The sequence below is a fragment of the Pedobacter kyonggii genome (assembly GCF_004310665.1).
Taxonomy (GTDB): Bacteria; Bacteroidota; Bacteroidia; order Sphingobacteriales; family Sphingobacteriaceae; genus Pedobacter; species Pedobacter kyonggii.
The window spans coordinates 209,403-223,729 of the sequence record NZ_SIXF01000007.1; the positions used below are offsets into that span (position 1 = coordinate 209,403).

The 14,327-nt window shown below is 40.1% G+C and carries 13 protein-coding genes; 9 read left to right on the plus strand and 4 right to left on the minus strand.

The genetic code is table 11. The features are described from left to right. The 8 genes from EYS08_RS10195 (at position 1) to EYS08_RS10230 (ending at position 5,949) form a co-directional block, all read left to right on the plus strand. Positions 1–471: a RidA family protein gene (locus tag EYS08_RS10195; RefSeq protein ID WP_131029931.1), complete on the plus strand. Its 471-nt coding sequence runs from the start codon at positions 1–3 to the stop codon at positions 469–471. Further along, on the plus strand, positions 471–1,586 hold the full coding sequence (locus EYS08_RS10200) for a D-TA family PLP-dependent enzyme (RefSeq protein WP_208745836.1): 1,116 nt from the start codon (positions 471–473) through the stop codon (positions 1,584–1,586). The genes EYS08_RS10195 and EYS08_RS10200 overlap by 1 nt, the downstream gene beginning before the upstream one ends. Positions 1,587–1,594: 8 nt before the next feature. Then, positions 1,595–2,665, plus strand: coding sequence for a dipeptidase (locus EYS08_RS10205; protein ID WP_131029932.1), 1,071 nt, complete (start codon positions 1,595–1,597; stop codon positions 2,663–2,665). Positions 2,666–3,315: 650 nt separating this feature from the next. Next, positions 3,316–3,915: a hypothetical protein gene (locus EYS08_RS10210; RefSeq protein ID WP_244215923.1), complete on the plus strand. Its 600-nt coding sequence runs from the start codon at positions 3,316–3,318 to the stop codon at positions 3,913–3,915. A gap of 8 nt (positions 3,916–3,923) precedes the next feature. Beyond that, a complete protein-coding gene (locus tag EYS08_RS10215; RefSeq protein ID WP_131029934.1) occupies positions 3,924–4,424 on the plus strand; it encodes a DUF416 family protein in 501 nt (166 codons plus the stop codon). A gap of 78 nt (positions 4,425–4,502) precedes the next feature. Next, entirely contained in the window at positions 4,503–4,889 is a 387-nt protein-coding gene (locus EYS08_RS10220; RefSeq protein WP_131029935.1) for a hypothetical protein, read from the plus strand. Positions 4,890–4,989: 100 nt separating this feature from the next. Next, entirely contained in the window at positions 4,990–5,481 is a 492-nt protein-coding gene (locus EYS08_RS10225) for a hypothetical protein (protein WP_131029936.1), read from the plus strand. 66 nt (positions 5,482–5,547) lie between these two features. Further along, positions 5,548–5,949, plus strand: coding sequence for a hypothetical protein (locus tag EYS08_RS10230; protein ID WP_131029937.1), 402 nt, complete (start codon positions 5,548–5,550; stop codon positions 5,947–5,949). Between the two features lie 150 nt (positions 5,950–6,099). Here EYS08_RS10230 and EYS08_RS10235 read toward each other — a convergent pair whose 3' ends face one another. The 3 genes from EYS08_RS10235 to EYS08_RS10245 form a co-directional block, all read right to left on the minus strand. Continuing rightward, positions 6,100–7,431, minus strand: a complete 1,332-nt coding sequence (locus EYS08_RS10235; RefSeq protein ID WP_131029938.1) for a Gfo/Idh/MocA family protein — start codon at positions 7,429–7,431, stop codon at positions 6,100–6,102. Between the two features lie 112 nt (positions 7,432–7,543). Continuing rightward, positions 7,544–9,094, minus strand: coding sequence for a SusD/RagB family nutrient-binding outer membrane lipoprotein (locus EYS08_RS10240; protein ID WP_131029939.1), 1,551 nt, complete (start codon positions 9,092–9,094; stop codon positions 7,544–7,546). A gap of 15 nt (positions 9,095–9,109) precedes the next feature. After that, positions 9,110–12,280: a SusC/RagA family TonB-linked outer membrane protein gene (locus EYS08_RS10245; RefSeq protein WP_131029940.1), complete on the minus strand. Its 3,171-nt coding sequence runs from the start codon at positions 12,278–12,280 to the stop codon at positions 9,110–9,112. Positions 12,281–12,842: 562 nt separating this feature from the next. Here EYS08_RS10245 and EYS08_RS10250 point away from each other — a divergent pair. Beyond that, on the plus strand, positions 12,843–13,730 hold the full coding sequence (locus tag EYS08_RS10250; RefSeq protein ID WP_131029941.1) for an AraC family transcriptional regulator: 888 nt from the start codon (positions 12,843–12,845) through the stop codon (positions 13,728–13,730). Positions 13,731–13,970: 240 nt separating this feature from the next. Here EYS08_RS10250 and EYS08_RS10255 read toward each other — a convergent pair. Continuing rightward, positions 13,971–14,327: transposase (locus tag EYS08_RS10255; protein ID WP_165456419.1), on the minus strand; the 357-nt coding region annotated here is incomplete at its 5' end.

A 14,327-nucleotide genomic window follows, 5' to 3' on the forward strand; every position in this document is an offset into this window, starting at 1 on the left:
ATGGAAAATTTAACCCCCGACGAACGCTTTGAACAACTGAAACTTAATTTACCGCCCGCACCCGCACCACTTGGCGTTTACAAACCTTGTTTAGTTGATGGAAAATACCTTTACCTAAGCGGCCATGGTCCGGTTCAGGATGATAAATCATTAATCATTGGACGGATCGGTTCTGATTTATCTCAGGAAGAAGGTAGGACTGCTGCTTTGCAAGTAGGCTTAACGATGCTTTCAACCATCAAAACAAATATCGGTAGTTTAAACAAAGTTAAACGGGTAATTAAGGTTTTAGGCATGGTAAATTGTACACCTGAGTTTGAAAAACATCCCTATATTATTAACGGTTGCAGTGAGCTTTTTGCAAAAGTTTGGGGTGAGGAAAATGGCATTGGTGTAAGAAGCGCTGTTGGTTTTGGCTCTTTGCCAGATAATATTCCTGTAGAAATTGAAGCCTTGTTCGAACTTTTTTAATGATGCAACAGCAAGACTGGTACTTAATCCCGAATGAGGAGACGCTGGAAACACCTGCGCTTGTTTTTTACGAAACAAGAATCCGTGAAAACATTGGTATACTGAAAGGCATGGTCAATGATGTCGGCAGACTTCGGCCGCACGTTAAAACGCATAAATGTTTGGAAATTACCAATATGCTAATCGATGCCGGTATTCATAAATTTAAATGCGCAACCATCGCCGAAGCTGAAATGCTTGGCTTAGCTAAAGCAAAGGATGTTTTATTGGCCTACCAGCCGGTTGGCGAAAACATTAATCGTTTTTTTAAACTCATAGATCAATATTCAGGCACCAGTTTCAGCTGTTTGCTTGATAATATTGAAACCGCTAGCTCAATCTCTGATATGGCGGTTTCGGAAAATAAAGTGGTTAAGGTGTATATCGATTTAAACGTCGGCATGAACAGGACAGGAGTTCTGCCTGAACTGGCTCACGGTTTGGTTGCAGCATTACTTAGCCTTCCTCACATCAATGTAAAAGGCTTACATGCTTATGATGGCCACATTCATGATTCATCTATTGCTATTCGCTACGAAAAAGCAGCACCTATTATTGCTCAGCTTCATCATTTAAAAGAAACTTTAGCAGCTTTAGGAATTGAGGATTTAGCGGTTATCGCCGGTGGAACACCAACATTTCCGGTATATGCCAGGCATACAGATTTTGATTGTAGCCCCGGCACTTTCATTTTATGGGACAAAGGCTACCAGGACGCTTTCGCCGAACAGCAATTTAATACGGCTGCGCTCGTGATCAGCCGCATCGTATCTAAACCTACAGAAGATTTAATCTGTACAGATTTAGGGCATAAAGCCGTTGCGGCTGAAAAAGAGTTGAAAAACCGGGTATTCTTCCTGAATGCGCCGCAGCTCGAAGTTCAAAGTCAGAGCGAAGAACATTTGGTTTTAAAAGCAGAAAATCCTGTCAATTATAAGGTGGGCGACATGCTGTATGGCTTGCCCTATCACATTTGCCCGACAGTTGCCCTGCATGAAAAAGCGCTTTGTTTGGCCTCTGATCAATCACTAAAATACTGGAATATCATCTCCAGGAAAAGAAAAATCACCATTTAATCATAGCCATGTTTATCATAGATGCCCATTTAGATTTAAGTATGAATGCCCTGGAGTGGAATCGCGATCTGACCAAAAATATCGCCGATATCAATAAAAGGGAAGCCGGATTAACAGATAAGCCCGATCGCAGTCATGGAACAGTTTCACTCCCTGAACTGCGTAAGGGTAATGTCGGTTTGGTTGTGGCCACGCAGATTGCCCGTTATGTTGCGCCTGATAATCACTTATCGGGCTGGCATTCGCCTGAACAAGCCTGGGCGCAAACACAGGGTCAGCTGGCCTGGTATAAAGCGATGGAAGATGCCGGTGAAATGCTCCAGGTGAACAATCTGGAAAGCCTTGAGCAACACCTCGAATTGTGGAATGATGGACGTGTTAACGATAAAAAGCCTGTGGGTTATATTTTGAGTTTGGAAGGGGCTGATTCTCTTGTAACGATTGGCCATTTAGAAAAAGCCTGGCAAAATGGCCTGAGGGCCGTTGGTCCAGCGCATTACGGACCCGGACGTTATGCGCAGGGTACCAATGCAACAGGCAAAATGACTGCAATTGGTCGCGAGTTATTGAAAGAAATGGAGCGGCTAAAGGTGATTCTCGATGCCACACACCTTTGTGATGACAGTTTTTGGGATGCATTGAGCCGCTTCGGTGGCCCTGTCTGGGCATCGCATAATAACTGCCGGAGCCTAGTGAACCATAACCGCCAGTACAGTGATGAGCAGATAAAAGAACTGATCAAAAGAGACGCCGTAATTGGTGGCGCGCTGGATGCCTGGATGATGGTTCCGGGCTGGGAGAGGGGGATCTCCAAACCAGAAACAATGAACTGTAACCTAGAGGTGATGATCGATCATATTGACCATATTTGCCAGCTGGCCGGAAACACCAATCATGTCGGAATCGGCTCTGATTTAGATGGTGCTTTTGGAAAAGAACAATGCCCTTACGACCTGGAAACCATTGCAGACCTACAAAAAATACCAGCTTTATTTAAGAAAAGAGGCTATACCGATACTGATGTGGAGAACCTGATGCATGGCAACTGGTTACGTTTTTTAAGAAAAGCCTGGGCATAATTTCAAGCGCGTAAAAAAATAAGTAAAACTATATTTTGCTTTGCATGAGCGATTTCCGCACTTCATGCAAAGTATTTTGCGCAAGCAAGAGATAACGTTCCGCGTTTATTAAAAAACAAGATACTATTTGCCTCTTAATTTTGATCATTCCATTCCAGACAATCATAATTTTACTATATTAGGATAACCAAAAAGGGATGATAACCCAAATCAATCCATCCGATTAAAAATCTCCCAAAAAAAATATTCCAAAATCCACCTTTACGCCACGTTTACCCCACGTTTAGGCCACCTTCCGGCCAGGCTTGTGTGGTACTTACTTGCACATTGCTTCGGTTGAGTTGTAAGCCCTGTTGTAGATTAGGTAGGTCAAAGATTTGCCTCGCTTTAGATCAATGGGTTAACAATAGCTCAATAAGAGGTAAATAGAAAGTTATCTAAAGGTATTGTTGGTGTATAGCTGTGTCGGAGCAGCCTGGGAAAAGGGGTAATAAACGGCTGTTCGGGATTTTAGCATAGTAAAATCCTTTTAACAAAAAAATCCTCCAACTTTCGTTGGAGGATTTCTGTGATATCGCTAGGATGTGAACTTCGTTCAGTTTTCAGCATTTAACCAGAGCAACATATTCAGAAAAGATTTTAAAGAAGCATTGAAGGGAACAGAGAATGGCGATTTGGCAAATTGTAAATATGCGATAATATGGCATCTAAAAGAAAAGCTGAATTCTTTTGGAAATCTTTCAGAATCAGACAAGCTGTTATACCTTGAACTAAATTCTGCTAACGTCAAAAACCTTATTGGGATCGAAAAGTATGGAAATTTAAAAAGACTGGAGCTGCACTATTGCACAAAGCTTGAAAATGATATCGGTTTAGGTGCAATAAAAGAAAGCTTGGAATTTTTACATATTAACCAAAGTAAAAAGTTCCATTTTACCAAAGAGCTACTTTCACTAAAAAAAATCAAAGTCTTGTGTCTGAACGCTTGCGCACCAGTCGATAATCTTCAATTTTTAAAAAACTTCCCAGAACTTATCGATTTCCGTTTCGTTAATACCAATATTTTAGATGGAAATCTCCAGCCAATCCTCGACCATCCAAATATAAGAACTGTTGGTTTTCTAAATAAAAGGTACTATAGCCATAAAGACGAAGTGATAAAATCTTTACTCAAGAATAAATTTAGGGACGATTATAAACTCTATGTGCACAAAGGAAAATATAGTACGTTTAGATACAATTTTGATTAAGGCAAATTATGACACAACTTGAATTTATTAAACTGCTTGAACATAAGGTGACTGGATCCAGTCCAACTGTGCTTATAGATTTTGCTTTAGATATTTGTGAGCGACTACAACCAGAATATACATCGTTTTCGGAAAATCATAACTGGGGTGATGCTAATTTACTTAAGGAGTGTATAGAATTTTGTCGTGTCGGTAAAGGAACTATGGTAAATCATTCAGATATTAAATTTTATCTCGATAAACTAGATCCAAATATCCCAGATATGGATGACTTTGGAGATTTTGATAGCAGCTATGCCCTTAACACTTCTTGTGTGGTTTGCGAGTTGCTTGAGTATCTATCAGATAAAGATAAGAGTCATATTTTTAATATCAGCACCTATATGACTCATACAATAGATTTCAAGCTGAGTGAAGCCGATGCAAATTTGACAAATGAAGAACTAGAGAATCATTCGGATTTAATCAGAGAATGGGAGTATCAACTCAAGTTAGTAGAAACTGCCTAATAAGATAACATTTTTGGACAGTCGGAAAATTTTGTAAGTTGCACAGACATTTTAATCTCAACTATTAATGCTCTCATTATGACTGAAGACACCTATGAAGAAAGACCGAAACTTTATAATCAGGCAACAATCTTAATTTTTTCAATTTTACTTTCAACTATCTTTGGCGGCATCATTTATTCCCAAAATCTTTCGGAAATAGATAATCGAAAGCAAATAGCACCTGTGGTAGGGTTCTGTGTAATCTGGAATATTGTTCTTTTTAAATTAGCACATAGATATACTGACAATTTCGTTCTCACATTTCTTCTACCGAACATGATGGGTGGTCTCGTACTCTCGATTTTTTTCTGGAAACATCATTTTGGAGATTTGGACTTTAGGGCTAGAAATGTATGGATTCCGCTGGCTATCTTGTTGCTCATATACGGGCTTTTTGTGGGACTTCGTTTTTTGGGTAATTGAAATTTTTTAAAGATGAAATATTACCAATACCTACTCATTTCAATACTATTCTTATTTTTTTCAGAGTTGCGTAGAAAAAGATAATTTTCAGGAATATAATTTGGAGACGCTAGGAGCAAGCATCAAACTTCCTGGTACATACAGTCCAGTGAATAAAGAAAGGCTCAATAGAATACTAAACCATAAAGAAGATCAAGGGTTTAAAGATGAATTATTAGGCTTAATCCAGAGGAAGAAAAATGTTAAAATGCTGATTGATACGATAAATCCATATAAGTTTATTCTCTTCACAGAAAAGGTTTCGTATGTAAAGATAGATACTATTATGATGTACATTCAAATTGATGATGAACGAAAAAAATCAAGCTCACGAGCTGACGTAAATGATTCCACTTATTTTGTCGGCTCGAGGTTGCACAGCATTGGAAGTTTTAGCTTTATAGAATCCAAACATACGAGGAAGTCTGGAAACAGGCGGCGCATCGGTTATACCTTTATGATTTCAGATGATGCCCATACAAGCGGGATTAGTTTTTTTAGTCCCGAAGAGCAGGATGTCAGAAAATATGTTAAGACGATTTTAAAAAATTAGGCAATCTATAAACCGTATAACTCAGATCTATATTTAAGCCAACTATATTGCACAAATCCATATTTTATGTTATTCAGAATAACGAAAAGGGTAACCATTCTGATTCTGGTGGTTTTCCTAGCTTCTTGCTTTCCATTGTTCGAGGATAGTCCTTCAACACTTTTAAAGAATGTTTATAATCATAAAAAAACAAAAAAGGCTATGGTATTTATAAACAGTGGAAATGCAACTACAGACAATTCATTACATGTATTTGTGGAAAATCCAGGCTTCGAATTGACCGAGACCGAATCAGGCAATGTTTTTATCGTAGATTCTGACCACAACGCTGTAAAGCTAGATTCAAATGCAATAAATTTCAAGTGGTTAGGTGAGGAGACTTTGGAAATCTCATACAAATCGAAATTGAGGATATTCAAAAAAGAAGATGAGGTAAATCAGGTGAGGATTGTGTACAAAGAATTATGAAAATAACCACTGTTTATACTCACCAATTTTTGGCAATTCCCTAAAAGCAAAAACCCTGCTAATCGTGCGATTGCAGGGTTTGATACATTTTGATAGTCTTTTGATGTGATCCCGGAGGGAAATACCTCCTGATCTGTTTAAACTATAACGTTAAACTTTGGGTAAGCTGTAACCGTTGTGGTACTGGGCCAATAGGTATTTATCGTTTACCTGCTGGTCTGTAAACTGATGTTTGGCATTGTCCCATGATAATTTTTGTCCGCTTCTGAAGGCAAGATTTCCCATTTGGGCAACGGTAGCTACATGCGCGGCATCTTGTATGGAGCAGTTCAGTTCTTCTTTTTTTCTGGACCTGACCACACTAAAGAAATTGACCATATGATTGTCCAGTCCATTATCTGAAGATTTAACAAAGGGCTTGCTCACTTTATTGCCGCTTACCTTTTCTTCAATAACTTCCCAGCCTTGCCTGTTGAGGATCAGCGTGCCGTTGTTGCCGATATAGGCAATGCCATGGTTGCGGTTATAAGAGCCGTTATCAATGCCCATGGCAGAATCCCATACCATATTGAACTTGTCAAACTCATATAAAGTAGTCAGCGTATCAGGCGTTTCTTCATACAGATCGGGATAGGCGAAGCGGCCACCCAATGCTGATATGGTTTTTGGTACAGGCGAATTCATGCCCAGCAAGCCATAATCCAATAAATGCACGCCCCAGTCGGTCATTAACCCACCGGCATAATCCCAGAACCAGCGGAAATTGAAGTGATATCTGCTGGCATTGAATGCTCTTTTATTCGCCGGCCCAAGCCACATGGCATAATCAACGCCTGCAGGAGGTAAGGTATCAGGCACTATGGGAGCAGGTTTCATCCAGCCCTGGTAACACCATACTTTTACCGTTCTGATATTTCCCAGCTGGCCGCTCTTTACGAAATCGACAGCATCTTTAAAATGTTGCTGACTGCGCTGCCATTGACCTGCCTGCACCACCTTATTGTATTTTTCCTGTGCTTTAACCATGGTACTGCATTCGACAATAGAGTTGCCAACCGGCTTTTCTACATATACATCTTTACCTGCCTGTACTGCATGGATCATCATCAGGGCATGCCAGTGATCGGGTGTGCCGATAATTACGGCGTCGACATCTTTATTATCGAGCAGCGCACGATAATCTTTATATCTTTTTACTTTTGCGGCGTCAACATTCATCGACTTTAATTCGGCCATCCTTTCATCAAGCACATTGGCATCACTGTCGCACAGGGCGATCAGGTTTACGCCCGGTACTTTGAGGGCCGCTTTGAGGTCGGACCATCCCATGCCTTTGATTCCGATTACACCAATATTGATTTGGTCGTTTGCGCCAAAAGTCTTACTGAAAAGGGCATAGGCAGGATTGTCTAAGGCAGAAAGCAGGGCAGTGGTTCCTACTGCAGTTGCAGCGTAGTTGAGGAAATTTCTACGGTTTAACATTTAATTTAGGTTAGATTTATACTGAAAGTAAATTACAAAATAATTAGTAGAGCATACAGGATATGGATAAAATTAATAAGAATGTTACCCATAACTGTGTCCGGCATTTTTTCTATTTATCCCAAAAAACGCGTGTGTCCATATTATCTGGCCCACCATTGTCTGCAACCGCTGCCTGGTAATTCGTTGCATTTGCAGAAAGCTCAAGCGTTGGATAAACAAAGCGGCGGACAAAACCACCGGTTATATTTTGTCCTGCGATGGTATTGGGCGATAAGGCTGGAAAACCGCTCCTCCTGAAGTTAGCAAATGCCTCGGTACCATTGCCCCAGGAAGCCACCCAATATTGCGTATTAATGAGGTTTAGTGCATTTGCCGCATTATAAGCATTAACGGGATTATTAATAAATGCATTTTGCGTAGCTAAAGGAATAATGGCTGCCGCATTATAGGTTGTCCATTGGTCCATTGCCGCACGAATGCCATTAGCATAATAAACATCAGGTGTACTACCACCCGGTATCCAGCCTCTAAAAGCGGCCTCTGCCAGCAGTAGTTGCGTTTGAGCGTGAGTGATAAAAAATTGCGGAGCGGTTAAACTACCGAAAATACTATAATTAACCTGCGAATAATTAAAACCCGAGCCGTTAGCACCTCTAAATCCAGGAGCAGTTGATAAAGTAGCACTGCTATAGCCTATAGGAAGTCCGAACTGATTTGCGGATATGGTATCTGGTACGCTTGTAGGTGCCGCTAAAGGGTTTGCGTATTTGCCGGATATAAACTTCAATCGCGGATCGCCACTATTTTTGAGTTGATCTACAAAGGGAGCCGCTAAATAATAAGTATTCGCTATCGCAGTAATCGTCTGGCTCACGGGATTAACGTAAGTGGTATTGTATTTCAGATAACAGTTGTCGGCATTTGATGTCATTACACCACCCGCTACTGCCGCTTGCACAATAGCCTGCGCTTTGCCCGGATCTATTTTACTATACCTCATGCCCAATCGAAGTAATAAGGAATAACCCAATCTTTTCCACTGGGCAATATTGCCACCGTAAAACACATCAGCCTTTACGATATCCTTTGCCGGATCTAAAGCTGCCGTTGCCTCAGTAACTTCTTTAATCAGGTCGGTGTAAATCGCTGCCTGATTATCATATTTAGGGGTAAGCACATTTGATAAATAGGCTTGTCCGGCTTCACTATAGGGTACGTTTCCGTAAGTGTCTACCAGCATCATAAATTGATAAGCTTTCCAGATTCTGGCTTCGTTATATAAATTTGTTCTTGCTGCATTGCCTTTTAGCTGGCTTAATATCTGCACAAGTAATTGAACAGGGCCTGAAGAACTTGTTGCGCCAGTATTTGTTCCCGTATACTCAGCATTCCATTTTGACGAAGTATAAGTTTGATTCAGCTGGTTAAAATTAAACGCCGAGGTGATTCCCGAAAACGGATTTACAAATTGCTGCACAATGGTTGGCTCGGTTTCCATCGTGGCTCCATGCGTTCCAAATTGTGCACTCGTAAACAAGAACGCCGCATCAAGTTCTGTTGGATTATTTGGATTAATATTCAATTTATCAAACCCTTTATTGCAACTGGAAATTACTGGAATCCAGATTGCGATGGCTATAATTCTGATTAAATTTTTCATATATTGTTTATAGAATTAGAATTTTACGTTTAAGTTAAATCCGTAAGTGCGTGTTGTTGGCAGTGATGCCTGCTCATAACCGGTTAGGTTATCTCCGCTTGAGGCTATTGCTTCGGGATCAATGTTGGGCGTATATTTTTTGATGATCAATACATTACGACATACGGCCGATAGCACTAAGCTTTTCACATATTTTTTATTGATAAATTTAGACAAGTCGTATCCCAACGAAAGGCTTCTTAATTTAACAAAGCTCGAGCTGTAAATAAATGGATCCAAGATATTCGTTGAACGATAATTTGCGTAAAAATCCTCTGCGTTTACAGCGGTGGTATTTGGTAATCCGTCAGTAGCGTTTACGCCAGGAAAAATTACGCCACCTTCACGGCCAGGTAAGGACTCTTTTGATAAACCTTCTCTTAATAAGTTTAAACTTGTGCTTGAGAGTACTTTACCACCCGCTTTATAATCAATATGGGCAATAAAGGTGAAGCCTTTGTAATTCAACGTATTTAGCCAGCCCCCTGTTGCTTTAGGAAGGCCACTACCAAAATTTACCGGTTTATCACTGGCTACGGGCTTGCCTCCCGATAATACGATATTTCCGGAAGCATCGCGCTTGTAAGTGGAGCCTACAATCTGGTTAAGTGGTAAACCTACCACATGAACAATAGACCCAAAAAATTCAGGACTACCGACTACTAATTGCGATTGGTTGTTTGCTAATGATAATACTTTTGAAGAGTTGAAAGCAGAATTAAAAGCCGTTTTCCAGGTAAAGTTTTTGTTCTGGATAGGTACTAATTCCAGGTTAAATTCTAATCCTTTATTGTTTAAACCACCTAAGTTAACCAGCGTGGTGGCATATCCGGTTGCTGCAGACAGGCTTATCGGAACGGCTTGATTAGTTGTTTTTTTATCGTAAGCAGCTACGTCCAGATTCACTCTGTTGTTGAACATGCGTAACTCAATACCAATTTCTTTTTCATTTACGCCAAAAGGCTTAATCTGGGTATTTGGTGAAGCTGTTCCGTTTATACTGCCTAAGGGAAGCCCATTGAATGAATTCTGAGCTAGCAAAAATGTTAATGCATTGTAGGCACCAACTCCCTGGGCGCTTCCGGTTTCTGCAACAGCAACTCTAAGCTTTCCAAAATTTAACCATTTTGCTTTTGGAAGTAATTCCGAAAAAACGAAACTTCCGCTAATTGAAGGGTAGAAATAATGATCGATATCTCTGGCCAGTACCGAATACCAGTCTGTACGGCCGGTAACATTCAGGTATAATAAATCTTTGTAGGAAAATTCTGCAGTACCATACAATGAATTTACGGTTTGTTTAGTCAGGTTATAACTCGAATTTGCCGTAACACCGTTTCCAATTGTATATAAATCTCTGATGTAAAAGTTGGTTACCGCCTCGTTAAATGTAGACGTAATTAAAGGAAAGTTATTACCACCCACTGTTGCATTAAATGAAAAGTCTTTCCACTTATGCCCGCCACCCAGCAGGAAATCAAAATTATTCTGGCGTGTATTTGATGTGCTTATCCCGTAGCTACCATTATATAACCCTGTTGGTGCTGCAGATACAGCCAGCGTACCAGTCGGCGTGTTCGATTCATAGGTAGTTTGCAAAAGGTCCATATTCGCCCTGCCCTGAAGATATAGCCAATCGAAGAACTGGTAGCGTACCACAGCGGTACCTAACAAATGATCTTTTGTTTGTCTTTGAAATTGCTTCTCTAATATCCAGTATGGGTTGGTAATTGTAGCAAACCTCGAAGTAGGTGTTTCATTTCCGTTGGCATCTATTGCACCTGCCTTGAGTACATCAAAAGAAATGGAGTTAGCCAACCTGTAAATTGAGGTAGGAATTGCATTTCCCTGTACGCCTATAAGTGGCGGATTGTTATTAAACTGGTGATCGTAGTTAACGTAAAATTGTGCAGATAATTTTTCAGTAAGTTTATAATTAATACCAACGTTAAAAATCTTTTTATGATAATCGTTGTTTGGTATTATGCCCTGAGCATCCTGATTAGAAAGGGACACCCGGAAACTTCCCTTGTCATTACCGCCAGAAAGTGCAACAGTATTACTCCACGATGGTGCAAGTCTGAAGAACGTCTTTATCCGGTCTTTAACAGGTGCATACGGACGCTGAACGCCGTCGAACTGATACGTTGGCACATTGTCAAATGGTACACCAAAACTCCAGGCACCAGAACTCTGCGCAGTACCTACTGATGAGGGACGGATATTATTCTCACCTTGCCCGTATTCATATTGAAAATCTGTATAATCCAGCGCCTGGTTTACAGTAAAATTAGAATTGAACTCAATACCTATTCCACTATTTTTAGCTCCCGACTTTGTCGTAATAATGATTGCTCCATTAACGGCACGCGAACCATATAAGGCTGCAGCGGTAGATCCTTTCAGAACAGTCATCGATTCGATATCATCCTGATTGATGCCTTGCAGGTTATCTCCCTGATCTACATTTTGTGTGTAACCATTACTACTGCTTGCACCCTGCGACATTGGCAGGCCATTGATTACGATTAGTGGCGAATTGTCTGCGGTGAAAGAAGATTGTCCACGCAAGCGAATTTTCGTACTCCCACCTGGCCCTGCGGCGGGAGGGGAGACGTCCAATCCGGCGATCTGGCCCTCAAGCGAATTGGCAAGGTTAGTTGTGCGGTTAGTTTGTAATGCCTCTACGTCGGCTTTTTGAGCCGAGTAGCCCAGGCTTTTTGCTTCCCTCTTTATACCGAGGGCAGTTACGATAACCTCATTCAAAGCATTGGTAACCGTCAGCATTGAAACATTAACAACGGTTTTTGCACTTACTGTTATCTCTACGGGCTTATAGCCAATGGATGTGAACACCAACACCGCATTGGTATTGGCCACGCTTATCGTATAACTGCCAGATGAATTGGTTATAGTAGCATTCCGCGTTCCCTTTTCAGCAACGCTAACGCCGGGTAAACCAACACCCTGTTCATCGGTAACTTTACCTGTAATTCCTATCGGCGCTAATTTTAACTTTTTGGTTGTTAAAGATTTGCTAAAAATTACGGTTGTTAGCCCACCAACTGATGCGCTTGCGGACTCGAAAAGCATGAATACCGTTAACACAGTACAAATAAATACCGGTGGAAGTAATTTTTTTTTCATAATTGTTGTTTGGTTAGAATTGTTTTTTGGTAATAAACCGCAGAAGGGGCGGTGCTGTCAGTTCGGAACATACGCAGCGTTTAGCGACTGCGTATGGTGGTTGAATGTTAAGTAAATCTATCTCATAATGATTATATTGGTTTGCTGGTTAATCAATCCCTGTTCTATTTAACTAAGGCAAATATGCTCAGGCTGAATAGTTTATTTGAAGAAAATAGCTGCGAAGAATAGCAGCATCACTTTCTTTTTATATTTGGTTTCGAAACAGTTATGTTACACAAGCAAATAAAGACAACTTTAATGAAAAGCAATTTCAGTATTACAGCAAAAAATTGTAACATATTAACATAGATATTTCTTTGTGGCATGAGCTGTTGTATGATAAAACATATAAAACATGTCTGTCTATCAATTACTTACATAATTTTTTCGATATAAAAACAATCTGATCCGCAAATCATAAAACCTGGCGTTGTTAATATAACTAGCATTAATAGGTAATAGATATACATTATATCGTACATAATTTATAATTTCATGCTATAGTTAACCAATTATAAACATGAAGGCTACTTTAAAAAAGGCTACTCCAAACCCGGAGCATTCCTTTAATATCCATAAGGATATAGGGCATGCGATATTAAGTGCATGGCACTATCATCCCGAATGCGAATTATTGGTAGTTAAAAGAACCTACGGTACCTGCCTGATAGGCGACCACGTTGGTCCTTTTAAAAATGGTGATGTATTTTTATTTGGATCAAACCTGCCACATACTTTCCGGTGTGAACAAAAATATCTGGAAAGCGATACCGAAAAAGTTGGAGAAACCATCGTGATTCTTTTTCAAAACAACACCTGGGGTGATGCATTTTTAAATCTTCCTGAAATTAGTCCGATTGTTAAACTACTGAACACAAGTAAGTTGGGTTTGCGTTTAAAAGGAGCAACCAGACGAAAGGTTGGCAAAATAGCGGAAGAAATGCTTAACGAATCGCCTGCCCGTAAATTGATCAGTTTATTGTCCGCTTTGGAAATAATAGCTGCTTCGAAAGAATATGAAATTATATCATCCAATGGCTTTAACCCTGAAGTGAATAGCATTGATCAAAACCGCATTAACACAATATTCGAATACACGTTTAATAATTACCACAAAAAAGTAGGGCTGGAAGATGTGGCTGCATTAATTAACATGGGAAAGCACTCTTTTTGCAGGTACTTTAAATCCAAAACAAAGAAAACATATATCCAGTTTTTAATGGAAGTGAGAATTGGAAATGCATGCAGATTGTTATTAGAAGAAGAATTTAATATGACTGAGGTAGGCTATGCCTGTGGCTACAACAATATTTCTCACTTCTATCATCAATTCAAAACGCTTACGAAAAAAAATCCAATGGACTACAGATACAATTATCTTAAAACTGAAGAGAAGAAATTTGCCTAGTAACCTCAGTTCGATCAGTAAACTAGTATTTGTTTTAGCACATATTTCTTGGCGATCGTCATGCTGTCCCGAATGTTCGCATTAGCGTCAAGTTAAGCTGAAAATAGTTGGCTTAAATTAATGCTGTGGTTTCTTTTTTCATATTTACAGTACTTATCTATAATATCTCTGAACTGCTTTCTACCTGTAGCGATTACCTCTTTCATGTTCAATACAAAGAACTTTACACATTTGATCAAGCTAACGGAGCCTTTGGCATATCTGACAACTGGCAAAAATATTTTTTGCATAAACAGGCATAAACATCAACAGGAGGTATATATTCGTGCTAATCCGTTTTTCATTGGTACAGCCATTATGTAGCAACTGCTGTAGGTGGAAGCCACTTTTCCAGGACTTGAATACAATCTCTATCTGCCAACGTACCCGGTATGCCTGATCGGCCTGGGCAGCTGTCCAGGTTTCTTCTCCTACATTGGTTATCAGGACCGTATACTCCAGCCATCTGTAATAGTCCTGGCTGTGGTTCAGTCGCCTGTCCCTATCCTGTTTGGCCTTTCTGATTCTTTGTGCTGCAAGCTGCTCTGGCAGGGGAAT

Bases quoted from the DNA above. Each gene is read 5' to 3' on its own strand.
- EYS08_RS10195 (WP_131029931.1), top strand. From the start codon at position 1: ATGGAAAATTTAACCCCCGACGAACGCTTTGAACAACTGAAACTTAAT.
- EYS08_RS10200 (WP_208745836.1), top strand. From the start codon at position 471: ATGATGCAACAGCAAGACTGGTACTTAATCCCGAATGAGGAGACGCTG.
- EYS08_RS10205 (WP_131029932.1), top strand. From the start codon at position 1,595: ATGTTTATCATAGATGCCCATTTAGATTTAAGTATGAATGCCCTGGAG.
- EYS08_RS10215 (WP_131029934.1), top strand. From the start codon at position 3,924: ATGACACAACTTGAATTTATTAAACTGCTTGAACATAAGGTGACTGGA.
- EYS08_RS10220 (WP_131029935.1), top strand. From the start codon at position 4,503: ATGACTGAAGACACCTATGAAGAAAGACCGAAACTTTATAATCAGGCA.
- EYS08_RS10230 (WP_131029937.1), top strand. From the start codon at position 5,548: ATGTTATTCAGAATAACGAAAAGGGTAACCATTCTGATTCTGGTGGTT.
- EYS08_RS10235 (WP_131029938.1), bottom strand. From the start codon at position 7,431: ATGTTAAACCGTAGAAATTTCCTCAACTACGCTGCAACTGCAGTAGGA.
- EYS08_RS10240 (WP_131029939.1), bottom strand. From the start codon at position 9,094: ATGAAAAATTTAATCAGAATTATAGCCATCGCAATCTGGATTCCAGTA.
- EYS08_RS10245 (WP_131029940.1), bottom strand. From the start codon at position 12,280: ATGAAAAAAAAATTACTTCCACCGGTATTTATTTGTACTGTGTTAACG.
- EYS08_RS10250 (WP_131029941.1), top strand. From the start codon at position 12,843: ATGAAGGCTACTTTAAAAAAGGCTACTCCAAACCCGGAGCATTCCTTT.